Here is a 24779-nt window from a genome sequence, read left to right as displayed (position 1 = left end):
GAAAGAGGACACTCCAATCTCGTACTGTGAAATGTCCCACATTCAATTCGATATCGAGTTTTTTATATCACCTGTAATACAATTTGAGCTGCACCCAATACACCCAACCCAATCAAAATCCATCGATTCTGCTTGAATCGGGCTTCATTCTGCTTGGCAAGTGCCTCATTCTCTTCTCTCAGCTGGATGATCGCAGCTTCAGCAGTTGCGTTCACGTCATCGAGCAACTGTTTCCGCATCGCCGCTTCACTAGCTCCTCGTGCGGTCATCTCTTCTGCGATTGCTTCCTCCCAAGTAAGGCGTGACGCATTACTATCGGCAACAGCTTGGAGGAACTCTTGTTTCGTCGTTTCACGTAACTCATTCTGTCGCTGTTCTAATCGATGCATCGTTGCGTCCAGTTCACTGGCTCGCTGGGATAGTTCTTCCTGTCCAGTTTGAAAATGAAGTTGTTGCGCCTCGTTCGCCGCATGGAACGTCTTCGCCTGTTTGGCAAAATCGTCTTTCATTTCATTTAGTGCGAGAAGCCAGCTATCATATACTTGTCCTAGCTTTTCGAAACGTACATCGACATATTCCATTGTCGCCTTTTGCTGTACTTGTAAATCATGCATCCGACTCTCAGCATTGCTCATATGCTTTGCAACTAGCTGTTCGGTTGAGGAAACCGAAGATGCCGACGCACTTTTCAACTGCTCGATCTCTGTCGTGAAATGACCATAGAAGTCACGAAAATACGACCGCACCTGCTCATCTAGCTGCTCGACCCGTTCAACCGAATTTGTGCTATCTGAATGAACGACCTGCTTCAAATTTTGGATAGTCGAAGAAAGATAGAGTTGATCCTCTTCAAGTTTTGCTTTTAAATCATCTACTTCTTGTTGGATCATCAGGATGGTTTGTTTTAACTTCGTATCGAGATCGTTTAAGAATACCTCTTGATTCAATTGTCGCAGGGACGACAATGCTTGCTCATAAAGCGCGTCTTCCACTGTCGTGGCTTGTTTCGTTTCCATTCGGACACCCCAGTGCTTGTATAATTTCCTCGGCATCTTGTCCGAGCGTGTATAAATAAAGTCCAGCGCTGTAACGTTCTTCGGTATTGTCGGACGTTGCTTGTCGCAATAACGCTTGCTGACGTTTCACGAAGTGCTCAATGAAGAAACTTCGGTATTGTTGTGCGTGGTTTATGTCTTCTTGCCAACGTTCTTTCGTCTTCGTCAATCGTTCATGTAGTTGGATCACGCTGTGCTCAGCTTCATTTAGTTCAGCCTTAAGCAAATCCATCTCATGCGTGAAACGAATAACCAAGCGCACTTGATCATTCGAAAACGTTTCGGATATATCCTGCAATTGATCGTAGATATGTTTCACTTCGTGATACACTAACTCACTCAGTCGCGTTGACTCTTCGAGGAGGTGTTTTTTCATCGAATTCATCTGCGTCTCATAGTTCTTTTGGGACAAATAACGGTCTACTTTCGAGCTATCCCATGAAAAAAATTGAATCTCCCCCGGATGTGACACGTGCAATCGAGATGAGTCAACTCGATCGAGTTCGAAATAAATTGTATCTAGTAATCGATTCATGGTTTGTACGCCTTTAGTCAATGACTGATCTAGTACTGTGATTGCTCGAGAGAACGCAGTATTCAACGCCATTTTTGATTTGGCATACTTTGCATGTATTAACTCCGTTTCAATCATGGCTTCTTGGATTTCACGATGATGAATTTGTTCGAACGCCTTTTTGAAGACATCAATCTTTTCAGCCAACTGTATTTCTTGGCTTCCAAAATCCTCAATCCGCTTTTTTCCCTCTTCCTCTAACTTCTGCATTCGTTCCTTCAATCGAACGAGTTCCCGTTCTGCCACGTCTAAATCTTCTGTGATATGGCGAATCTCTTCATCGCTCTGACGCACCACTTCTGCATAGTAACCTGTCAAAAAACTAAAGGACACATGCCGATAATCAGTCTGTTCAATCCGCTCTCGTAACTCATTCAAAATCGACTGGGCCATCTCACGCGTGTCCGGCTCAAGCCGATGCATGCTCGCCCCAATCTCAACCGGATACACTGTCCCGGGCGTTCGACCGAGGATGTCGCCAATTTCACGATGATAGTAGGCACGGAGGTCTGTCTCGTTTGAAATGGACTTGTCCCGCAATCGTCGTTTGACCGATTCCGGAGAGTACGCACGAGTCAAGACGACATAAAAATTATCCGGATAGTCATACCAATGCTGCAAGTGCGTCATGCCGATGTCCCGAAGGAACGTCAGGTCACCTGCACCATTAACGATGAGACAGATATGCGATCGAGGAATCCAATGATTGACACAACGTTCGACGTGACGAAGTTCACGTTCCTCCGCTGACTCAATCCCAGGCAGGTCAAGCAATTCGATGGCAACGTCTGCTTGTTCAAAGTAAGACTTCGGCAAGGCGATGCGCACAGGAGCGAGTGAATCAATTCGTCCCGCCTCGACATCGACTCGAAGTGTGGATAATCGATCTTCTAAGATGTCTGTCGACTGAATCACTTCGGGTTCTTGATTCGGCAAGGTAAGAACGTAATCTTCTGTGGCAGATACACTGTAACTCGTCACAGTTACCGTCGCAGATTGACCAATCTCTCGTTTCCCTCGTAAAAATGACGAGATCTCTTCAATCGCCTCTTCTTTCACCCTAAGTAAGTTCAAGATGAGTGTCGTTTTACCGACCTGTGTCGGTCCATATACCGATAGGACGACTTTCTCTTGGTCCGGCGTCACACCTTCAGCATCATATAGTTGAAATCGGCTCATAAAATCATGCTTGGCGTCAAATGCCCACTCATACCGATTCTTTTCAAATTCAATAAATAGCTCCCGCATTGCGGAACGCCTCTTCCCGGAGTTTGCCACACTCATTCTTCAAGCGATTCACGCGTACTTCAACTTCTTCATACAAACCAGAATTCACATCGTCCTGCCGACGGGCATAGTAGGCATGCACTAATTTGTCACGCATCTCATCCATAACGTTATTGACGAGCGCAATCGTCGACTCGCGTTGATAATCAGCTGTCGCCTTTAGCACTTGTGTCGCATAGTCATGACGCTCGAACTTGAATTTTTCAATCTTTTCCGAACCTCGCTTAATGGCAAGTAGACCAACCACGCCACTGACACCAGCTGCCGCAACGCCTGTTGCCACTCCGGCTGCCACACCTAACGCCTCAAGAGCCCCTACAATAGCTCCAAAACTGTTGAAGTTCCCATCGAGTGCATCGACACCGAAAAAGATAGCCGTTCCGGTCACCATGCGGTTGGCATCAAGCACGAGTCCTGAATACTCTTGATGAAATCCTTCCATGTTTCCGATTTTAGCTTTGAGTGTCTCATATTCTTCGATCCCACCAACAACAAGGTCCGCATCCCCCTCTTTTCCTTTCGTCAAGATCAGATGCTGTACAATCGCTCCAGCAATCACTGGGAGTTGTTGGGTATGTTGTCCCCCAAGTGAGACATCAAGAACAGTCGGATCTAAATAACGATCCACCTCCGTCAATGTCTCACTAAACGCTTCCTGCATCGTGTCCGTGGCTGCGATTTCGAGTTCAGGCTGGTTCGGCACGAGTTCATTTGGTTTCGGCTCCATAAAGCTGAGAGCCGGTTTTGGCACCGCCTGCTCAATTTGCTTCTTCTGAGACACATGCGGCTTATGGAGGCTAAGACGTTTCCTTGTCATTGTCTCAATCGACTCCATCATCAAAATGTCCAATACACGTGGATTTTCAGTCGTATAGACATGTTGGATGGATTCAAGCAACTCGTGCCGCTCATTGAACGTCATATCTTTTTTGAAAGAAGCTCGTGCTTTGTCCCATAACGTATGATTTTCTTGTCTAATAGTTTCCGTCACTTCATCGATACAGCGTTTTACATGTACCTCTAAACGTACTTTTAACGTTTCGTCTAACTCTTGAATATATTTATCACGAGCCGCATCAAATAAACGTTGCATCGTCCGCAACTCGCGCTGATCATTCTTTCGGTCCGATTGTGCGATGAGCACATGCTCAAGTTTCATGAGTTCACGTGTTAACGTCTCACCAATCATCATGAGTTTCTCGTGATGGAGTTGGAGTGAGTCTTGAGTGAATTGGCTGTTCGATTTGAGCAATCGTTCCATTTCTTGAGGGACGTTATCGATGTCCGTATCGGCTAAAATGATTTGTGACTCGTCTGCCATACTGAACTTTTGGAATAGGGTTTGTGAAATCATCGTTCTTTTCTCTTCTGTCAATTCGCTCGCATGCGTGAGGACGAAGCCAGGTGCCTTGTCTTTATATGTCGAAGCGACTTTCTGTAGTAGCATCTCTTGATCCATCTGAGCGAGTCGAGCATGGTTTAAGACCAGAATCATTCCCGTCGAGCATTTGAGGAAAAGATCGAGGAACTTTTGTGAATCCGAGCGAGTGCTCCGTTCGAACCCCGGTAATAAAGCGAGCGTCAAATGACCGAGCACACGATTGTTCGGTAAAATGATCTCGAACCAAAGCATATCGCCGCTTGGATTTTGAATACCGGTATTGAGTTCTTCTTTCGTGATGGGTTCATCCTGCAATTCAAAGCTTCCCGAAGCTGTCTTGACAGTGCGGGTCACTCGATAAGCAATCGTTGTCGCAGTCGCGTCAGACGAAAGAAGGACAGGACGTTTTTCTCCGACTCCGACTTCTGATAACAAGAGGTCATCCGGTAAATCGAGCGTCCGCTTCACAACGAGCGTTTTGCCAGCACTCTGCAAGCCAGCGACACTGACGATATGACGGTTAGAGAATAGGTTTAAGACGTTTAAATCCTTATACACGCCTTCAATCGTCGTCGTGTCGAGGTTTAGTCGATTCGCTTTCGCGATCAACTCGTGCAGTTCATGCAGCATCGTCTGCATCGTGAATTCTTGTTTAAAATCAATCAGGTGGTCCATCTCATCGTCTCCTTATATTGAATCTCGAATAGTGTCGCTCTATCCAAACACTGATTCAATTCCATGTATAACTTCAAAAAGCGCGTCCTCAAAACCACTGAGAGACCCGCTCATCATGTACGTGCTTCCTTGCTCGATGTAGAAATTATTTTCGTTCAGACTCTTTACGAATCGTTCCGATTTTCTTATCGCTTCGCGTGTCTCTTCCATCTGGATTCCGAATTGTTCCCGGAGGAAGACCGTGCTTCTTCTCAAAAGTACCTACCGTACAATCACTTCTTGTTTTACGCGCCATTCTCTCACTCCTCATCCTTCATTACTCGTTTCATTTTAATACATAATCTAACAATCAAAGATGATATTTTTTCTTTTTTATGGAAATGTTTCAAGACAAATCTAACTTCTTAATTACCTTTTACTGAGATGGCTACAAGTATGATTTTTTTATGCTAATTGATAGATAATAAAACAGAATGATAAGTGACCATTTATTAGTCCATTTCTGTATACTTTTTATGACTCCCGACAACACCAAAAAGCCATGTGCATTCGTCCCAAAACAAATACACATAGCTCTTGCGACTATTTTATATTGATTTTTCGAAATACTCCCGATACTCCTCATCCCACTACAAAGATATGTTATTTCAATTCATAACTTATTCGATAGGACTGATTGTAATACTCCGAATCTGCCAAACCGGACAATGGGAACGAGGCCAAGTAGTACTCGCCGGCAGGAATGACGAGGTCCAACGTTCCATAATAGCGTCCTTCATTCGAGAACTCTTCACTGTAACGAATCGCATCACCGTTCGCGTCAAATAGACCGAACGCCCAGTATTCACCTTGCCGATTGTTCATCCATCCTCCAAACACGGATAGCGTCATTCGTTTATCGGTCCGGAAGACGAATGTATCGACATCTTCTAAATCATAAACAGAACCAATTAAATCACCCGAGGCATAAGAGATCACATCTGCATCCGCAAACGCATCATTCAATTCCTGTTCTCGTGTGTCACCTTTGCCTGATACGACGGGTAACTCATATCCTGGTTCGGTCGGCAGTTGTACATTTGCAATCGTATCGCGTCCATATTTCAAATTGCCTAGCTCTTGAATTGGTACCGCATAGTTCATGTTTTGTGAGTCAGGAAGCCCCCACGTGACGACTCCGATGACCTGCCCGTACTCGTTAATGAGAGGACCACCTGAATTGCCATGAGTCACACTGGCATTGAATTGAAGATAAGGTTGGCCGCCAAAGAAGACTTCACGATTACTGAGAATCCCTTGTGTGATCGTATTGTCCACACCTTTCGGGCTCCCGAGGGCATACACGGTTGATCCTGTACTTCCCGCTTTTGCCGTCGACAATATCGGAATAGATTGAAGGGAAGGAACGTCTAAGACTGCCAAATCTAGTGCGTCATCAAAGCGTTTTAACTTAAGCGTCTCAACCTCGGTGCCGTTTGCGAATCGAATGCGAGCGTATCGATTCGCTTCACCTGAGACGACGTGGAAATTCGTGATGACCTCCCCTTTCTTCGTCACGAATCCACTCCCTGTCGAGGTAAGTCGATCGGAAGCATCGTACATCTCAATTGTCGCAACCGATGGATTGACTAACTTAAACGCTTCTTGTGCGTTTAGTTTTTTCGGTTTCACCGTCACACTTACGGTCGACTTCAACTTCGTCTTTTGGACAGTGACCGTGATTGTCACTTTCCCGACGGCCTTCGCTGTAATTTTCCCATTTTTCACAGTTGCTACTTTCGCGTTCGAAGATTTCCATACATACACCGGTTTTTTCACGCCACTCGCTTTCGCCTGTACCGTTTTCGATTGACCGACCTGTAACGCCACACTCTTCGGAGAAACCGTTAAACTTGCCGCGGCTGCTGTGGTAGGTAAGCATGTGCCCAATAACATGAATAGAATGGCAAAAAGAGAAAACTGTGTCACGAACCGTTTCAAATCTCTCGACCTCACTTTCATCTTTAGTCATTTCATGTGAATCTTGTCTATCATCTTGATAGTATCAACTTAGTTCTTTTGTTGTAGTAAACATATGTTATTCAAGTCAATTAGAAATTTAAAATTGAAAAGGAATCGTTCGACATGAACTGACAAATCATCAAAAAATCATCCTTCTTAAAAAGAAAGATGATTCGAACCATTTTTTAAAATACGTTTCGTTACCTTTAAACCTCATTTCGGTACTTTTTCAAACAGACGGAACATGCGTAACTTTCCACTCGTGTCATAATACATCCAGACCGTATGTTTTTGTTTCGTGCGATATGCCGTAATTTTTCCCACAGAGCGTTTCTCCCACGATTTACTTCCGTTAATTGTTTCAAATGTCTTAGATTTCTTGGTCCATGTTTGAATCGGTTTCCCGAAAGCACGTTGTACGCCCCGTTCAGTAATGTTTGGGCGCTTGTAGTTCCAAAATGAGAAGACAATCTCATTCACACGCTTTGAACGGTTCGTCGCAGCATATATCCAACTTCCTTGGAACTTTCCTCGTGTCGCTACCTTTTTGTCTAACAAAAGTTTGCCAGCAGTTCCTCTTACTTTTGCATATAAATCTCCGATACGATAATCCGCGCCTTCAAACGTTCCGTTTTGATCGAGTGCTTTCTTCTGTTCTTTCAACCATTCAAGATCTGTTAGTTGAGGGGCCCGTACGACTTTTATATAAAGTGAGGCAGTGTGATCTTCATAGGTTGCGTTCACTACAACTGGCCCTGATTGTTTCCCGACAAAAAGACCGTTCTCAATCGCTAACCGTTCCTTCGAAGTCGTCGTCCACGTCACCCCTTCCGTGATCGTCTCTTTCTTACCGTCCGCTCGAATTACAATCAGACTCGGTCGGACCTTCGTGTCGGATTCGATTATTTTCAACTCTGGATTGACTGCAATGGAACGAATGCGTTGGTTGAGTGAAGACGTAGCATAGAGTTCAATGCGTTCCCCAATCGAAACAAACCGCGTCGAATCTGGTGTGAAGACGACACGCCCCGGTTGAATCGATGAATAGACTCGCTTGCCCGTCTTAAAGTCATAGAGAGATGTTTCGTTCGAGAAAAACGTTCCGGACGAACTGACCATGATTTCTCCATGGACTCCGATTTCTCGTAAAGTCCCTCTCTCTGTGCTCGGGTTATATTCATATAAACTGCCATCCGCTCTTATCATCACAACAATATTGTCGTCCGTCACATCGAACGATTCGATCGATTCTTCCATGTCGAACGAGGAGGTCATTTTCCCTTCATGAGTGTATAACGACATCATCCTCTTCTCCCCTACAGCGATGAGTTGTTTTGACACACGAAGCGTCTGAGACGATGGGGCAGAGCGCCCATCTCGAACAATAAAGGTTTGCTTTTTCACTTGATCGGTAGCAACATCATACCAAACGAGACCTGATGACTCCGTTAAGATGACGACGACCGAGGATTTCGGCAAAAAGCGGGCTTGTACGGTCTCATCTTTAAAGGATATCGTCATGTGTCCCCATTTTGCTTCATCTAACGTATGATGTTCAATTCCCTCGCTATCGTATGTCACGAGGCCAGATGATTGTTTAGTAATGACCCACTGTTCATCATCACTAACATCTAACACATCAGTAGCTTGTCCTTTTACATCAAGATTCAGGGTCCCGTCCGACAAACGATATGCCCGATATCCCTCTTTCCCACCAATATACATTTGCTCGTTTCCTACGATATAGTTCGTTGGGCGACTCACGTCGATCGAACTTACCGGTTCGATGACGAGGGCTGCCTTTGCTGTTGAAAACGAGAAGAGACTAAACAAGACTATCAGTCCAGTTATGCGTAACCATCGTTTCATATTCCCCACATCCATTCTTTTGGTTTACGTTTTTACCATCTTTCAATTACCCAGCTCATGAATTTGAGAACAAATCATTCTTCTTTCAAAAAAGAGGATCCGACATGATGCCGAACCCTCTCTTCATCTACACTCGTTCACAATTCACTTTACCTATTGATGCATCAAGTAATTCGACACACATGTACTCATTTCGATACCTTCACCGACTTCACAGATGTCCCATACTTATTTTTGCTAGAGATCTTGATGCTCGTCCCAGCCTTTTGCTTGCTGATGGAGAATGAATAGTTCCCTTTCGCATCGGCTGTACGCTTATAGGACTTCTTACCAATCGTCATCGTGACGGTGGCACCCTTCTCAGTTTTGCCACTTACTATTGTGGAACGGGCTGTTACAGAGTTTACTGTCACAACCGGAAGCAGATGACTTGATGTGACTTTTAGCAAGTACTTCCCCGTTTCACTCTGCCACGGACCATCACTAATAGAGAGATAGTACGTACCACGTGTGAGCGTCACGGATTTTTTAGCTCGTCCCGGTGCCTTTGTAGAACCATAGACATAGTCCTCAATCACTTTAATATTATCTACATCGTAAAGCGTAAGAATCGCTTTTTCATCAACATAAGATGTGAAATCAATTCCGACTTTGCTGGTCTTTGGAATCACAATTTTATACACATCGACGGAGTCGTTCCATGACAAAAATCCGGTACGCGATTGATAAAACGGGAATAATTTTGCTTCAACCGATCCGTTATTTGGTTCGGCCTCTTGATTTAATGCAGGAACGAACGCTGATTTGAGTTGGTACATCCCTGTATCCGTACTGTAGGGTCCACCATCTTGAATGGAGATATGATAAGTACCCGCCTCTAAATCAATATAACGAACAAACTTGCCTGGATTTTTCTTCGATCCCGAAATCGATTCGTAGAATGCTTGCTGATTCATGTCATCCGTGAGGGACACGCGTAACGTGTCATCTACATATGTCGATAAATTGAGATGTAATCGTCCTGCTTTCGTCAGTTTGACTTCATAGACGTCCACCTCGTCTTGTACGGAAAGGAATCCTTTCGTTGTCTGTCCGAATTTCAACGGTTGTGCTTCAGCGGTTCCATTGTTCGGTTCGATGTCATCTGTTTTGACTGATGTGAACGAAGTCTTGATGGTGAATTTCCCTTGATTTGTCCGATAAGAATCATCGTAAACGATAAATTGATACTCACCTGCCTCAAGATCCCAAGACATTACTTTCCTTCCTGGTGAAGAGGCACTTCCACTAATCCATGTATTATAGATGGGGTTGTTCATCCCATCTTGGAATACGATGTTCACTGTATCGTCTACCATTGTTGTAAAATCAATTGTCACGTTGCCCGTTTCTGTTACCTGCAACGTGTAAGTTTGTCTATTCTGTTCGGCTGTCAGTTCTCCATGTACCGCACCATTTAACGGTAAAGTACGTTCTTCTGCCGTAACCATCTGAGGTCCTAATGCCACTAGTAAGAAAACCCCTGCCACAATCGTCAACCAGCGTTTCAAATATGAGATCATTTCTTTTTCTCCTTTGAATATCATAGATGTCATGAGTCCATCCATCCCATTCTAAAATTGACTACGCCTTATTGTAGCCAGTCCTCATATCTCAGTGCGCATCGTTTTAAACGATATGGAAAACCGTTTTTTAAATTTGTTTTATTATCGTTCGACAAGATTCGTCACGTTTCCAATATTGCGTATCCTGAACGGAAAGTGATTTCGATCTACAGCATATTGAATTGAAATTATTCCTCGTCCCAGGCTGGCGACGAGGAAATCCTTTCCGATCGAGTCCATCCAAAATTTCTTTCACGAGTGTTTAGCCGTCATTCGACCAATCAATAGTTTGACCTTTATAGCAAATACTCTCTTCATTGATGGGCGTGACGCTGACAATCCCGCCACGCTTTTCAGATTGATTCAGGTTCATCGTTTCTCTTTCTTTGAATATGAAAAAACACCCTGAGCCGCGACGGTCAGAGTGTATCAGAAGAATAATATATATTTGAAAATAAAAACAACGCCCCATCAAATGATGAGACGTCAGTTCAAAAATTATTTTGTTACGTTGATTGTAGCTCCAGAAGCAACCGCATTTCCGTTTGCATCAAGAATGCTTCCTACAACTTTAACAGTAATTGCTTTAGTAGGGTCTACTGGTCCTGCCAATGTAATTACTCCAGCAGCATAGCTATCTACTGTTACTTTCGTGCCATCAACATATACTTCAAAGTCAGCAGCTGCATCTCCAGAAACTGTCTCTGAGTACTCTAATGCGATAGTTGTAGTTGTAGTCAATTTAGCAGACTTCACTACAGGCAAGACGTTCTCTTTCAATACACGAGTTAATGTTTCTGAAACCATAAGGTTACCTGAGAGATCTGCAACGTTCGATACTGTAAAGAGGTAAGAAGCGTTGTCGATGTCAATCGTGTTAGGTTTAGCAACCAATTCAACTGTTTGCTTATCCCCAACAAAGATTGCTTTCTCAAAGATTGCTTGGTTGTTTACAAGGTAATTAGAGAGGCTAAGTGCAGAGTTTCCAACTTCTTCGCTGAACTTAATTGTGAACACACCAGGGTTTGTTGTACTTTGGACAACTGCATTAGCATCAGCTACTTTATCGTTGTTAAGGTCAAGCAATGTAGGTTTGCCAGTATCATTTGTAGCGAATGACGCATTAACTGCATATGCTTTAGAGTTGTTAGCAGCATCCTCAACCATGTTAAGAGCTAATTCAACTGAGTATGTTCCGGCTTCAGAAATGTTAGAACCAAGATCGATTGTAACAACCTTCTTATCAACTGTTGGTGTAATAGCAGATGTTGTAACTCGTACGTTTCCAGGTTTAACCAAAGTGATTGCACCTGCGTTAACGTCAACTTCTTCATCGAAAGTAAGGATTAATTTCGTTCCCGAAGTAGAAGAAGATACTAAAGTAGGAGCAGTTGTATCAGCTACAAATTTAATAAACTGATTGAAAGTTCCATCTTGAATGTTTCCTTCAGTGTCTGTAGCACCTTTGATACCAATGTTGTTTGTTGTAGTTAAGTTTGTAGATGAAACTGTAACATCCCAAACCATTCCAGCGTCATCAACCTTAACTGCATCTCCTAGCACAAGTGCCGAAGGAGCGGCTGGTGTCGGATCAATTGTAGTCTCTACACCATCAACAATGATTTTAGCCGCTGAAAGATCAACAGCTTCAGTGTATGAAACACGAACCGTCTTCTGATCTTTACCAACAAGTGAAGTTACCACAGGCTTAACAGTGTCAACTTTGTTGTTGATGAAGCTTGTTTCAACACGGTTATTTGCGAAGTAGTTTCCTTTCACATCAGTTGCACCGACCATTACAACTTTGAATGAATCACCATCAGCAGGTGAAAGTGCTGCAACGTTAACAGTAACAGACTTCTCGTCAGTTGCTGCAGTGATTGTTGCAGAAGTAGTAACGTCTACTCCATTTTTGTTAAACACGCGGATACCTGACTCAAAGTTGTTTGCTAATGCTTCACTGAACTCAATTGTTGCAGTTTTAGAAGCGTAAGAGTATGAAGTTTTTGCAACTGTTGGTGCAACTTCATCTTTTACATCTACGAGGCTTTCGAACTTAGCAACGTCTGCATTAGTCGCAGTTTTAAGACCATCAAGCGTTACACGGTAAACAGTTCCATGCGCAAGTGCTTTTTTGATTGTAACAGACTTGCCATCAGCTGCCCAAACAAGGTCAGTAGAATCAACGTTTACGTTATCAATCTTAATATCTCCAGCGCTGAATGAGTTTTTGTCAACTTGTTTGTTAAAGTTAACCACGAATCCTTCAAGGTTAATCGCCTTAACTTCCTTAACCATAGGAGCTTCGATTGTGAAGTCTACAACTGCAGATTTCACTTCACCAGAAACGAGTTGGAATGAGTGAGTTCCAGCAGGAAGTTTCTGAGAAACAGTCAACTTGCCATCTTTGACAGTTGCGTCTGTTTTGATTGGTGTAGCTGACATGTCTTTACCTGGGTAAACAACGAGTTCAACTTTTTCACCGTCTTTGAGGTTCTTCACGTCAGCTGTGACTGAGAGAACTTCAGCTGCTTGATCTACTGAAGAAGAAACGTTTGAGATTTCAACTTCTGATTTCACAACTTTGTATTTAACTGTTTTAGTTACAACGCCGAATGCTTTGTTAGAGTAAGTGAATGTTCCTTCGAACTCTCCAGCTTTCTCAGTTGAGAAACCAGCGTATGTGACAACTTTGTTGTATTTCACGCCGTCTGCGAAGAGAACTGGCTGAATACGAAGACCTGATGCAGGAACGCCTTCTTCGAGGACGATTTCTTCAGGTTGGATATCTTGTGCGTGGTTCAAGACGCGAAGTTTTTTCTCAACGCGAATGCCTTGGCCTTTTACAAAACCTTTAGCAGTTTGGAACACGCCAAGTTTGTTCATGTCGACTGACGATTTGTACCAGTAGATCTCGCTACCTTTGTACTCTTTGTCAAGTGCCGCGTCGAGGTCCCCGCCGCGTACGTAGTCCGATGAAAGTTGGACTGTTGTTGATGCTGCGTCTGCTGTGATTGCAGGCGCTACTGCTGATGCTGCTACTGCGAACGCTGCCGCTGCAGTAACGAATTGTTTCTTCTTAGCCATCTGATGTAAATCCTCCCTTAGGTAGATAGGTTTTTCTACCGTCCTCGCCCAACCGATCTCGTTCGGAGTCATGTATCCATAACAATGAATAAAGTACTAATGATTATGTAACCGACTCTTCTTTAGACCGGGCGTTCTCCCCCGGTAGAAGTCTTTGCAAGAATCATCTTGAACAATTTACCAAGACTGTTCTTGGAAAACCTTACATCCATAATATACATAACACTTCCAAGCGACACAAGCGTTTTTTTTCGCAAAAATGGTAACGTTTTTGAATTTTGGAGATTTTAGTTTAATTCATTTTTGGATTTACCTTTTTTGGAAATGTCGAAACACGTCGATTTTTGTTGATTTCATGCGTTTTTAGCGGAAATAATAGTTGAAAACCATTTTTATACCATTAATTACCTTTAGTATTTAATTTACAATGGCGATTCTCAAAGTCCAATGTTTACCTTAGTTATTTCCAAATCATAAAATCATTGACCTGTTTAACAAAACCAAAGTTATCCAAAAGTAACGGGTATGTTCCATTTTAGGCATCTGCGCCTCTCGTTTCAACCTTCTCTCGTGCCGTGAGGACTTTCGACCCATCCGATTACAGACGAATCGTATCCTCATGACGGCCTTTTCTCTGCGAGAACCACTTTTCCATCATTCGAACCTTGTCAGGTCACCTCGTCCGTTGCATTCACTCCATACAAAAAGACGGATATGCCCATCGGCATACCCGTCTCCCGTTGTAACTAGCTTATTTGACGATCGCACGTGTCATTTGTCCGGCACGGCCGTTCAAATCTTCCACGTGGACGTAGATCGATTCTCCTTTACGGAGAGCCCGCGTCTTGACGCTGTACGTGCCGTCCGGACGGATCATCGCCGTCCCGAACAATTGACGCTGCGCATTGCGAACGACAACCGTCATACCCGGTGTCGCTTTACCAGACACCGCTCTCGCGCCAGCACGGAGCGTTGTGACCGCTGGGCTAGCCGGACGTTTGCCCGCCGCCACGATCAACCGTTCCGTCGACTGATACTTGCCGTTCGTGTAAACGACGCGCAAGACTGTCCCTGCAGGTTGTGGTTTCATCTTGAACGATGCGACCGCTTGCTTCGCTGTCCCGCGTCCGACGACTTGATCGCCGTTATATACAGAGACAACCGTGCCAGACTTCACGTTCACTTTGAAGTTTGCTGCATTTTCCGCCACGACCGCACGGTTCGCGTTCAAACGGAGCATCGACTCGGCGCGGTGAAGGTTCACCTTCCCGTAACCGCCTAACACGTCGTAATACGCCACTGGTAACGAGAACTCGACACTCATGTCTTCAAATGCCCATTCGTCTTCCTCATCCACCGGTACTTCCGGCACATCTCCGCCTGAGAAGGCGACCGGGTCAGCCGTCCGTTGCAAGAGCGTACGGATCGACTCGACCGAGAGGGTCGGGTGTTGTGATTTTAAGAGGGCCACGACGCCAGCGACGTGTGGAGTCGCCATGCTCGTGCCGTCCAAATAAACGACATTCCCATCTGGGACAAGGCTTGCGATTTTCGAACCTGGTGCCACGACATCGACGCCGTATCCGAAGTTCGAGTAATCTGCGACGATTCCGAGGGAGTTCGTCGCTCCGACCGAGATTGTATACTTCGAAGAGGCCGGATAAGATACTTCCGGTTCACTTTCGTTCCCCGTCGCTGCAACGACGACGACACCGCGGTCATAGGCATACTTCAACATGTAACCGATCGTACGACTTTCGCCGCCACCGAGACTCATGTTGATGACTTTTGCTCCAGCGTCGACCGCATATTTGATTCCAAGTGCGATTTGATCCGTGTCACCCGTCCCGTCTGCTCCGAGCACTTTAACCGGGAGGATCGATACGTTCGGCACCATCCCGCGCATCGAGACACCGTTGTCTCGTACTGCCCCGATGACACCTGCCACGTGCGTCCCGTGACCGTTCTCATCTCGAGAGCTTCCATCCCCGTTCGGGTCCGTGAAGTCTTTTCCGTTCGCGACATCGACTTTTCCTTTAAAGTCGAGCAGACGATCATCTACACCTGTATCGAGTACGGCTACTTTGATTGAACGACCTGGAAGGCGGAGTGCCTCATAGCCTTCTAATCCGACACCCGCATACTTCATCGGTTGAAGGACTGATTTTTCATTGATTGCCCATTGATACTCATAACTCGAATCTGTCGCAAACGCTTTGTACGTCTGGACTGGCTCGATGAACTCGACGTTCGAATCGGCGTTCAACGTCGCTTTCGCTTTTGCTTGCATCTTCGTGCTTGCCGACTCGACGTCAACGAGCGCGAAATAGTCTCCCGGACGACCGATCGAGATACGCTCTGCCGATACATCCGTCATCGCGTTCATCTTGCCGATCGATGTCGATGGTTGTGATTTGTATTTGACGATATAACGCGGTGTATCCACCGTTTGAAGCTCCATTCCAATCTGTGCGAACACGTCTTCCACCGTCGAGCCAGCGAGGCGTGTCATATCGACCGATGAAGCCAAGTCATTGACATCCGACTTGATTCCGCTCGGTACGCTTGATTTGACCAAGGCGTGCATGCGGTTGATTGCAGCCGCTTCATTTTTCGTGATAGTGTGACTTTCTTTGTTGACGAGTGACGCGATGAGCGGACGTAACGTCTGAAGGTCCGTCAACGCCTCTTCGCGTTTCTGTTTGTCGAACGCCAACTTGCGGACGATGTACGGGGACGACTTGTAGTAAAGTGCCTCCAATTGACGCCCTTCTTTCGATCCACCAAGGATCTCTTCTTGCAGGCGACGAATCATATCAAGCAACCCACCGTCTTCTGGCATCGGGAGCAACGATTCGACCGGACACATCGTTCCGTTTCCTTCTTCATACTTCACTGGGAGTTTCACTGATTTATAACCAAGTGAGACATCTGCTGCTGTCGGTGGAATCACCGCGCCCTCTTCATCGATTGTCTCGAGTGGCATGTATTCCACTTTGATGTAATATGGACCTTCCCATGCGTATGGGAATTGGATTTTTGCGACTGACGTCTCTGCGTCCGGAGAAGCGCTCGCCCGGTAGCGATCGAACGTCTCATCGGCCGCTGCCGTCTCAGCGCTCGGATAGACCGAGATGTTCGTCACGGCAGACGCTTCCATCGCAATCTCCATATGTGTCATAGCTGAAGCTTCTCGCTCCATCTTGAACCAATACGTGTTCACCGGATCTGTCCCTGTCGTGAAGTCGACAGTCTGTCCTGGTGTAAGTAATGTGGCCCCGCTCACATCGGCCGCGCCAGCTGCCATCGTCCGCATTGGGACGAGCGACACGACGAGCGCAAGGACCGATACAAATGCAACGAGGCGTTGCAAAGCTTGTTTCATACCTTTTCCCTCTTTTCTTAAATAGTGAAGCACTTGGCTCCACGTTGTTCTACGTTATTTATCGGTTTATGTTTCAAAAATGTAACAAAAAGATTTCGGAATTATTTCTTCCTGGGTGGCAGATGGCAGCCGCCACTTCATTTATATAGAAGAGAATCGAATCCGTGCATACAAAAGACCGGTGTCTCCACCGGTCCTAAAGAATTAGTATCCTGCGTATTGGAGGGATTGGATGAATGCGCGTTTCTCCGCACCCGATAGGTTGAACTCAAGGTCGTAGTCCGTTCCTTGGACGATGACCGTGATCCGGTTTTCTGGACGGACATACTTGTCGACGAAGCTGATGAGTTTCGCATCTGGTTCGAACAAGTATGACTCTTCGACCGAGCCGTCGTCGAACTCGTCATAATAAACATCATATTCGTCGATGTTTTGCGAATAGGTCGCACGACCGACACGGAGCGTCAACTTCTCAAATCCAGCGACCGAGCCATCCTCCGTGTAACTGCTGAGAAGGAACCCGAGGCCCGACTTCGATGGATGTCCGAAGAAGAGTGGAACGAACGTGTCCGCGTACTTCGTCGTCGCATCTGCATAGAAGACTTCTTTATGAACCGTCAACTTCATACCATCCATGTAGACACGATGGAAGTTGTTGTAGAGCGCGTGCTGTACTGTGATTGTCTTCGATTGGCTGACGTTGCCTGCGCCGTCACGGATGACGAGTGACATCTTCTGCCCCATCGCTTGACGCGGGATCTTCACGATGAACTTCCCAGTCGACATGACCGGTGCCGTGTATGACTTCGTGCCAATCTTGACGACGGCCGTCGCATACGGTTCGGCTTTTCCGAAGACACCGTATGATGCTGCCGTCACGGACTGTGTCAATGTCGCCGTTCTCGGTGCGACGCGGTCTGTGTAGACGCTACGTTTCGAGACGTCGCTCGTCGCGCCTTTCGTCGAAATCGTCTTCGCCGAGAGCCATGAGTAGGCCGGTTGCGGTGCGATGCCACGACGGTAGAGCCCGTTCGCATCGAACTTCCCTTTATACGTGCTGCTGCCGATCGAGAGCTCGACATATTGTCCCGGCTCCCCGACGACGCGTACTTCACGTGACGTCTCCGTCAACGGTTTGATGACTGGTGCGTCTGGACGTGCGTTCGGGTCTTCGGCGACGATGGCACGCGTCGTGTCACTCACGTTGCCGCTCGCGTCGACGAGACGGACGTCGATGACCTTGCCGACCGACTGTGGTGACATCTTGAAGACGGTCTCGCCACCTTCGAGGATTGTACGGACGTATGTCTTGCCGTTGATCAAGATCTCCGCTTTCGCAGCCACTTCACCAGTAATCGTGAGTGTTGTCGACGTGTGGAGTGGTGCCGATAATACCGGTGCGTCAGGAGCAGTCACGTCTTCCGTCGTCTCTGCGTTGACGATTGTCGAAGGCGCGATACCTCCGAATGCGAGTGTGGTAGCTAGGAAAAGTGCTGCATATTTCGGTTGTTTCATAATAAGTAGGGTCCCCCTCAAGAATAATGACAATCGTTTACAAAATTATTATAATCTGTCCTTTTTCAAAAGGGTACATAATTTTTCTAAAATAGGCATATATTTTTCAAATTCACATTTCCTTCATTTTATAAAAAAGACACTCCATCGATTCGGAGTGTCTGAACGCTTATCATCCTTCGTTTATCATCGTCGCTTGTCCGCCTTGCCATAACCAGACGCCATCTTCTTTCATATAAAGATGAAGCATCCAGAAGCGACCTTCGTACGCGTTCGTGCCGAGAATAAATTTCTCCTCGAGCAAGAGTTGGACGACGGCGAGGTCACCGCGTACCGTCTCATCGAACGTGACCGTGTCCTGTGCGATCCATTGAATCGCTGTCGGGTCGACGAACTGGTCTAAGAACGTCTCTTTATCGAACTGACGCCCGCTCGAATCGACATATCGGAACGAGTCGTGCATGAGCGCCCGCATCGCGTCGAGATCGCCGGCCACTTGATGGGCCGATCGGTCGTCAGAAAGTTGTTTCATGTTGAGTGTCTCCATAGTTGTCCCTTCCTTTCCCCGTCCATCATAGCACAGATGGTCGCAAACGAACGAGTGGAATGCTGAGCACGGATTCCTTCAATCATTTCCCTTTTATCGAAATAAGCAACCTTTTTCATCTCCACTATGTATATACTAAAAACTGTAAATTTAATGAATCGAGGTGGAAATGTTGAAACGAATCTTCATTTTGCTCTTTCTCTTTACCTTCTATTGGACACTCACCGCTCAAGCGGTCGGGTCTGAGGCCATGCTTCGTGCCGGCACGACCCTCTATGCCGATCCAGAAGAAACGGTCGTCCTCCTGGTCACAGACCAAGCGGAGCGTGTGGATGTCCATGAGGTGACCGAGACCCATACGTCCGTCACCGTCGCTTCACAAAAAGGATTCGTCCGAAACGACGCCTTATCATACGCTGTCACCCGTTACGTCCATACGGAGACGGATGCACGCGACGCTGCCGGAAATGTAGTCGCAACACTCGCCATCGGGACAGCGGTCGACGTCTTCGACATCGAAGGCGACCTTCTCCTCACGACGGATGGGACATATGTCTCCCGTGACGCTCTCGGAGAGACGGTCCCGGCGGCAGTGACCCGCTACGCAAAAGAGGGAGCGACTCTCTCGTCTTCACCAGATGGTGGAACCATGACTCCGCTTGAAGCCGGTCAAACCTTGAACGGCTTCCTCATCGACGGACAGATGCGTGTCGATCTAAATGGAACTGTCGGATACATCCCGCTCTCGATGACAAATCGAATCCCGTTCAAGACGGACTCGCAATTCGTCTTGACGACATCCTCTTATATGAATGAGGACGGAGAGATCGTCGGGACGATTGTCCGGGGCAAACGAGTAAGTGTATATGGCACAAATGGCTCGATGGCCCGCCTTTATCAAAATGGCATGTACGTGTATATGAAGCGAGACGCACTCGCTGCCAAGATGCCCCGCTACGCTAAAACGGGGAGCCGTTATGCTCAAAAAGAGACATCGATTTATTTAGACACAGACAAGAAGCAAGTCGTCGGTTCACTCAAACGGAGTCAACTCGTCAGCATCTATGGGACAGACGGTCTCTTCACCCGTGTCTATTACAACGGACAATATGTCTTCGTCGAATCCGCATCGCTTGGGATGACGGAGCCACCTTATCTTAAAACCGGACAACGGTACATCACGAAGAACACACCGGTCTATGCTCGGACGATGAAATCATCCAAGACGACCTTGTCCCTGAAGCGGGGTCAGCTCGTCTACATCTATGGCACCCGTGGAAGCTATACCCGCATCTTCACGAAAGGGAACTATTACTTCGTCCCGACGAGCGTGACGAGTACGAAAAAACCACCTCGCTTCGAAGCGACAGGGAAACGATACAGCCGTTATAACGAGGTCGAAGTATACGCCTCGACCTCAATCGCGAAACAAGTCGGTTCATTGAAACGAGGTCAGCTCATCGAGACATATGGGACGAGCGGTTACTACACGCGCATCCGATTAAACGGAGCCTATCGCTATGTCGCGACTGGCTACCTCGCTGTCTCGAAACCGACCGCGAAGCCGAAGGTAGGAACGGTCTTCTATACACAGTTCAACGGGACACCTTACTTCTCGGCTGACGTCGCGTACGGTCGTCCGGCCGGCACTCTGCCCCGTGGGACAAAACTCGTCGGGCTCCGCTCGATTGATGCCGACTTCTGGCACGTCCGTCTTCCGTCCGGGAAACGCGTGTACGTGTTGAACCCCTATATCGCCGAGACGAAACCGAAGGCGATTCAACGGGCGAGCGTCTATACGGCCGCCCACTATGGGACGACGAAGAAGACGCCGTTCTACGCCAACCCGAACGACACCCGTCCGATTGGGTATCTCGATGCCGGACGTCGCATCTACCCGCGTGGAAAGAGTGGCGACTCGTACCTCATCCAATACGACTGGCGTCCCGTCTACGTCAAGACGAAAGACATCCGCATCAAACGAGATGCCTTGTTGAAGAAACGGGACAACTCACAAAAAGAACGCATGATTGCCGTCGCGGTGAAACATCTCGGGACACCGTACACGTGGGGCTCACAGTCTCCGCTGAACGGCGGTTTTGACTGTTCCGGTCTCATCCACTACGCGACGAATCAAGCCGGTAAAATCGGCGGTCGCACCAACGTGTCAGGTTACTGGCATAGCGGCCATTTCAAGAACAAACGGACGGGTATCACGAGTGGCCGTCGCGGGGACATCGTCTTCTTCGCCGGCACGTATAAATCCGGTCCATCGCACATCGGCATCATGCTCGATGATGAGTTCTTCATCCATGCCGGGGGCGAGATGCTTCAAATCAACTCGATCCATGACCCGATGTGGCGCCCGTACTTCCTAGGGTACAAATCGTTATAAGGAGGATGCTCCATGTTTCAATATATCGACCCGTTCTTATGGCAACTCGTGATCGTCCCGTTTCTCACCATCGGTGGTGGTGTCGTGGTCGCCATGATCATGAAACGGGTTTGGGTCGGCCCTGTGGTGACGTTCTTGTTGAACGCCATCATCGAATTGACGTACTTTGCCGTCTATTATGACCACAGTCCGTTCGATGTCAGCCATCTCAGTTCGTGGAATGTCATCTTCCCGCTGATTTCGCTCTTGTTCTCGTTCATCTTCGTCGGATTGTTGAAAACAAAAAAATCTGCCTGATGTGTCGTGATTACTCGTTATAAGGAGGACTCTCCATGTTTCACTATATCGATCCGTTCCTATGGCAACTCGTGATCGTTCCAACGTTTACGATCGGACTAGGGGTCGCCATCGCATTGCACTTGAAGCGCTTGTCTATCGCTCCCTTGATCACGCTCTTCGCCTACTTGGGCATGGAGTGGTTTATGTATCGGGGCATCCTCTTCTTCTTTACGAAGTGGTGGCTCCTTCCCCTTTTGGCATTGGGGATCACGTTCACGTTCATCGGGAAACGTCAGGTGGGGCACGCTTCGGTCAAATGATGCTTGACAATGCATCTTTATCCCGTTAAAGTAACGATAACATTCATACGAACTCGCGATGAGAAAGAAGAGTAGCGCGAAGGGACGTCTTCAGAAAGCCGGTGGTCGATGCGAACCGGTGTCGTGCCTTGCGTGAATGGGCTTTTGAGCGTTCAGACCGACATGTAGGCTCTGACGGGTCCTCCCGTTATCGGGGACAGCGAATGATGGTTCGCGATGAGTGGGAAGACAAGGCGTCTTTCAACGAAGGTGGCAACACGGGGAATCTCCTCGTCCTTCATGTCCAATTGGGCATGCGGGACGAGGAGATTTTTTGTTTGAGCGATTGGAGGTGGGCTGGTGACGTACCACGGATATATGCACCGCGGTCATCGTATACGAACAAGACGTGACCCTCTCGTTCGTGGATGAACTGAACGAACGGATACGTTGTGAACTCTCCGTTCAAACGAGGCTTTGATTTTGTATAAAAATCTTGATAACAAATCGCCTCGAGGAGTGGTCGCACACGGATTTCGGACTTGTCTGCTACCGGCACGGTGAACATCCATAACGGTTCGTCCTCGAATGTGCACGATGTGGCGGCCGTCTTGAAGCGCACCGATTTGTCTCGGATATAACGGAACAAGAGGGTCGGTTTGACGGGCTGTCCATATACATGCCAAACGATCCGGATGGGGTCGCCCTCTTCGAACAACGCATCAAACAATTGCTGGGCATGACGAACGACTGCCTCAAAATATTCAAGATTCAGTTCATAGGATTTGATATCAACGTAAGGTGACAGCGTGTCCTCGAGTTCGATGTGCTCGGTCAACGCTTCACCTGAAAATTGGTCAGGTCGTAAGACTGACATCGGCATATCCCCTTTCTATTACCCATTATAAGGAGGTTCTTTCAATGCAACAACGGATCATCAATGGTGACGAACTCACACCGGTGGCAATCTTCCACCGACTACAAGGTGAACGAAAGGTATTACTCGAAAGTCGCGCGGAAGGCAAGCACGGTCGCTACTCCATCATCGCGGCGAACCCGGTCGAGACGATCCGAGTCGATGGGAACGACGTGACAGATGCAACGGGGACAATCTATGCAGACGACCCGCTCCATGCCTTATCCGAACGCATCATACGTGACGACTTCACTGCCCCATACCCGTTCATAGGCGGTGCCGTCGGCTATATCGGCTATGATTTGCTTCGGGTGTATGAACCGATCCCGAACACGCCGACCGTGACGCGTGATTTGCCGGACGCCCTCTTCCAACGCTATGAGACGGTCGTCTTATACGACCACCTCGAGGAACAGGTCATCTTGATCGATACGAGCGAGACGGATGCGACGATGCGACTCGAGTCCATCCAGGAACAGCTCGAGACTCCGGAGACGCACGCCCTCGAACCGGTCGTCCGGACGAGCGAGCGCATCTTGACGCCGAAGGACGAATTCATCGACCGTGTGCTCCAGGCGAAAGAGGCAATCCTTGCGGGCGAGGTGTTCCAACTCGTCTTGTCGCAACGAATCGACGCGACGTTCACCGGGGACCCGTTCCACTTTTACCGGACGCTGCGGAAACAAAATCCGAGTCCGTACTTGTTCTACATCGACCTCGGGGAAGCGATCGTCCTCGGTGCTTCTCCTGAAAGTCTCGTCCGGGTCGAGAACGGCAAAGTGACGACGAACCCGATCGCCGGGACACGCCCTCGTGGGAAGACCGTCGAGGAAGACATGCGTCACGCGGAGTCACTCCTTCAAGACGAGAAAGAACTCGCCGAGCATCGGATGCTCCTCGACCTCGGACGGAACGATATCGGACGGGTCGCCAAAGTCGGCACGGTCACCATCCCGAAACACATCGAGCTCGAACGATTCAAGAACGTGATGCATCTCGTCTCCGAAGTCGAAGGGGATTTACGTGACGATGTGACCCCGATCGATGCGCTCCGAGCCTGTCTTCCAGCCGGGACCGTCTCCGGAGCTCCAAAGATTCGGGCGATGCAGTTGATTGACGAGCTCGAGACGGTGAAACGAGAAGTCTACGCCGGGGCGGTCGGGTATCTCGACGTCCGGGGCGGATTCGACTTCGCCCTTGCCATCCGGACGATGGTCGTCCAAGGTGACACGGCCCACGTCCAAGCCGGCGCCGGCATCGTCTATGACTCAGACCCGGTATCGGAATATGAAGAAACGCTGCATAAAGCCAAATCCCTTTTGGAGGTGTTCGCATGATTCTCCTCATCGACAACTACGATTCGTTCACGTATAACGTCTATCAAGACGTCGCTCGCTTCAGTGACGTCTGCGTCATCCGGAACGATGAACATGGTATAGAAGAAATCCGTCGCATGAACCCGAGTGGCATCATCCTTTCCCCTGGTCCCGGTGGTCCACAAGACGCGGGTGTCTCGCTCGCGGTCGTGCGACAATTGTCCGGTTACATCCCGATTCTCGGGGTCTGTCTCGGTCATCAGGTCATCGCCGAGGCGTTCGGCGGGATCGTCGGTCGGGCGAACGAGGTGATGCATGGGAAAGTCTCACGGATCAATACGGTGCCAGGCGTCCTTTTCGAAGGATTGTCGATGGACGTCATGCGCTATCACTCGCTCGTCGTACAAGAGACCGAACTGACCGTCACGGCCGAGACGACAGACGGTGTCATCATGGCACTCGAACACCCGACCCATCCGACGTACGGTGTCCAGTTCCATCCCGAGTCGATCGGGACCCCGGATGGACGTGGGATCTTCGAACGATTCGTCAAGTTGTGCACGAAAAAACCGGGGCACGTGTCCCCGGTTTGAG

Annotated in this window: 17 protein-coding genes and 1 other annotated feature; of the genes, 5 read left to right on the top strand and 12 right to left on the bottom strand. The window is 47.8% G+C overall.

All coding sequences use genetic code 11. The features are described 5' to 3' along the window. Positions 1-62: 62 nt before the first annotated feature. The 11 genes from KOG47_RS02440 to KOG47_RS02390 form a co-directional block, all read right to left on the bottom strand. Entirely contained in the window at positions 63-1016 is a 954-nt protein-coding gene (locus KOG47_RS02440; RefSeq protein WP_215243695.1) for an SH3 domain-containing protein, read from the bottom strand. Next, positions 973-2877, bottom strand: coding sequence for a hypothetical protein (locus KOG47_RS02435; RefSeq protein WP_215243694.1), 1905 nt, complete (start codon positions 2875-2877; stop codon positions 973-975). Before KOG47_RS02435 ends, KOG47_RS02440 begins: the two co-directional genes overlap by 44 nt. Continuing rightward, positions 2858-4972, bottom strand: coding sequence for a hypothetical protein (locus KOG47_RS02430; RefSeq protein ID WP_215243693.1), 2115 nt, complete (start codon positions 4970-4972; stop codon positions 2858-2860). Before KOG47_RS02430 ends, KOG47_RS02435 begins: the two co-directional genes overlap by 20 nt. A gap of 145 nt (positions 4973-5117) precedes the next feature. Beyond that, the gene (locus KOG47_RS02425) at positions 5118-5267 is read right to left on the bottom strand and encodes a hypothetical protein (protein ID WP_167365507.1); all 150 of its coding nucleotides are present in this window, start codon (positions 5265-5267) and stop codon (positions 5118-5120) included. A gap of 347 nt (positions 5268-5614) precedes the next feature. After that, complete coding sequence (locus KOG47_RS02420) at positions 5615-6952, bottom strand: trypsin-like peptidase domain-containing protein (protein ID WP_215243692.1); 1338 nt, start codon at positions 6950-6952, stop codon at positions 5615-5617. 234 nt (positions 6953-7186) lie between these two features. Continuing rightward, positions 7187-8842 carry a hypothetical protein gene (locus KOG47_RS02415; protein ID WP_215243691.1) on the bottom strand — a complete coding sequence of 552 codons (1656 nt, stop codon included), beginning with the start codon at positions 8840-8842 and terminating at the stop codon, positions 7187-7189. A 188-nt stretch (positions 8843-9030) separates the two neighbouring features. Continuing rightward, positions 9031-10404, bottom strand: coding sequence for an Ig-like domain-containing protein (locus KOG47_RS02410; RefSeq protein ID WP_215243690.1), 1374 nt, complete (start codon positions 10402-10404; stop codon positions 9031-9033). A gap of 540 nt (positions 10405-10944) precedes the next feature. After that, the gene (locus KOG47_RS02405) at positions 10945-13533 is read right to left on the bottom strand and encodes an Ig-like domain-containing domain (protein WP_215243689.1); all 2589 of its coding nucleotides are present in this window, start codon (positions 13531-13533) and stop codon (positions 10945-10947) included. 751 nt (positions 13534-14284) lie between these two features. Continuing rightward, on the bottom strand, positions 14285-16918 hold the full coding sequence (locus KOG47_RS02400; RefSeq protein ID WP_215243688.1) for a S8 family peptidase: 2634 nt from the start codon (positions 16916-16918) through the stop codon (positions 14285-14287). A gap of 204 nt (positions 16919-17122) precedes the next feature. Beyond that, positions 17123-18433, bottom strand: a complete 1311-nt coding sequence (locus KOG47_RS02395) for an Ig-like domain-containing protein (protein ID WP_215243687.1) — start codon at positions 18431-18433, stop codon at positions 17123-17125. Positions 18434-18605: 172 nt separating this feature from the next. Next, entirely contained in the window at positions 18606-18980 is a 375-nt protein-coding gene (locus tag KOG47_RS02390; protein WP_251131792.1) for a nuclear transport factor 2 family protein, read from the bottom strand. Between the two features lie 169 nt (positions 18981-19149). On the opposite strand from KOG47_RS02390, the gene KOG47_RS02385 reads away from it, so the two are divergent. From KOG47_RS02385 to KOG47_RS02375, 3 genes are read left to right on the top strand one after another with little or no spacing between them, the layout of a single operon-like run. Further along, positions 19150-21375: a C40 family peptidase gene (locus KOG47_RS02385; protein WP_251131791.1), complete on the top strand. Its 2226-nt coding sequence runs from the start codon at positions 19150-19152 to the stop codon at positions 21373-21375. A 12-nt stretch (positions 21376-21387) separates the two neighbouring features. Further along, on the top strand, positions 21388-21672 hold the full coding sequence (locus KOG47_RS02380) for a hypothetical protein (protein ID WP_214690535.1): 285 nt from the start codon (positions 21388-21390) through the stop codon (positions 21670-21672). 35 nt (positions 21673-21707) lie between these two features. Beyond that, a complete protein-coding gene (locus KOG47_RS02375; RefSeq protein ID WP_215243685.1) occupies positions 21708-21974 on the top strand; it encodes a hypothetical protein in 267 nt (88 codons plus the stop codon). Between the two features lie 49 nt (positions 21975-22023). Then, positions 22024-22255, top strand: a binding site (T-box leader). On the opposite strand, the gene KOG47_RS02370 is transcribed toward KOG47_RS02375, so the two are convergent. Beyond that, positions 22252-22830 carry a DUF3885 domain-containing protein gene (locus KOG47_RS02370; protein ID WP_215243684.1) on the bottom strand — a complete coding sequence of 193 codons (579 nt, stop codon included), beginning with the start codon at positions 22828-22830 and terminating at the stop codon, positions 22252-22254. Its footprint overlaps the feature before it by 4 nt. A 44-nt stretch (positions 22831-22874) precedes the next feature. Here KOG47_RS02370 and trpE point away from each other — a divergent pair, with 44 nt between their 5' ends. Next, on the top strand, positions 22875-24206 hold the full coding sequence (gene trpE / locus KOG47_RS02365) for an anthranilate synthase component I (RefSeq protein WP_215243683.1): 1332 nt from the start codon (positions 22875-22877) through the stop codon (positions 24204-24206). Next, positions 24203-24778: an anthranilate synthase component II gene (locus tag KOG47_RS02360; RefSeq protein ID WP_215243682.1), complete on the top strand. Its 576-nt coding sequence runs from the start codon at positions 24203-24205 to the stop codon at positions 24776-24778. The genes trpE and KOG47_RS02360 overlap by 4 nt, the downstream gene beginning before the upstream one ends. The last annotated feature ends 1 nt before the right edge of the window (position 24779 follow it).

It is taken from the genome of Exiguobacterium sp. s121 (assembly GCF_018617245.1).
Lineage (GTDB): Bacteria > Bacillota > Bacilli > Exiguobacteriales > Exiguobacteriaceae > Exiguobacterium > Exiguobacterium profundum.
Note: the sequence above shows the minus strand (reverse complement) of the source record. Positions and strands in the feature narration are given on the sequence as shown.

Bases quoted from the DNA above. Each gene is read 5' to 3' on its own strand.
- KOG47_RS02440 (WP_215243695.1), bottom strand. From the start codon at position 1,016: ATGGAAACGAAACAAGCCACGACAGTGGAAGACGCGCTTTATGAGCAA.
- KOG47_RS02435 (WP_215243694.1), bottom strand. From the start codon at position 2,877: ATGCGGGAGCTATTTATTGAATTTGAAAAGAATCGGTATGAGTGGGCA.
- KOG47_RS02430 (WP_215243693.1), bottom strand. From the start codon at position 4,972: ATGGACCACCTGATTGATTTTAAACAAGAATTCACGATGCAGACGATG.
- KOG47_RS02425 (WP_167365507.1), bottom strand. From the start codon at position 5,267: ATGGCGCGTAAAACAAGAAGTGATTGTACGGTAGGTACTTTTGAGAAG.
- KOG47_RS02415 (WP_215243691.1), bottom strand. From the start codon at position 8,842: ATGAAACGATGGTTACGCATAACTGGACTGATAGTCTTGTTTAGTCTC.
- KOG47_RS02410 (WP_215243690.1), bottom strand. From the start codon at position 10,404: ATGATCTCATATTTGAAACGCTGGTTGACGATTGTGGCAGGGGTTTTC.
- KOG47_RS02405 (WP_215243689.1), bottom strand. From the start codon at position 13,533: ATGGCTAAGAAGAAACAATTCGTTACTGCAGCGGCAGCGTTCGCAGTA.
- KOG47_RS02400 (WP_215243688.1), bottom strand. From the start codon at position 16,918: ATGAAACAAGCTTTGCAACGCCTCGTTGCATTTGTATCGGTCCTTGCG.
- KOG47_RS02395 (WP_215243687.1), bottom strand. From the start codon at position 18,433: ATGAAACAACCGAAATATGCAGCACTTTTCCTAGCTACCACACTCGCA.
- KOG47_RS02390 (WP_251131792.1), bottom strand. From the start codon at position 18,980: ATGGAGACACTCAACATGAAACAACTTTCTGACGACCGATCGGCCCAT.
- KOG47_RS02385 (WP_251131791.1), top strand. From the start codon at position 19,150: ATGTTGAAACGAATCTTCATTTTGCTCTTTCTCTTTACCTTCTATTGG.
- KOG47_RS02380 (WP_214690535.1), top strand. From the start codon at position 21,388: ATGTTTCAATATATCGACCCGTTCTTATGGCAACTCGTGATCGTCCCG.
- KOG47_RS02375 (WP_215243685.1), top strand. From the start codon at position 21,708: ATGTTTCACTATATCGATCCGTTCCTATGGCAACTCGTGATCGTTCCA.
- KOG47_RS02370 (WP_215243684.1), bottom strand. From the start codon at position 22,830: ATGTCAGTCTTACGACCTGACCAATTTTCAGGTGAAGCGTTGACCGAG.
- trpE (WP_215243683.1), top strand. From the start codon at position 22,875: ATGCAACAACGGATCATCAATGGTGACGAACTCACACCGGTGGCAATC.
- KOG47_RS02360 (WP_215243682.1), top strand. From the start codon at position 24,203: ATGATTCTCCTCATCGACAACTACGATTCGTTCACGTATAACGTCTAT.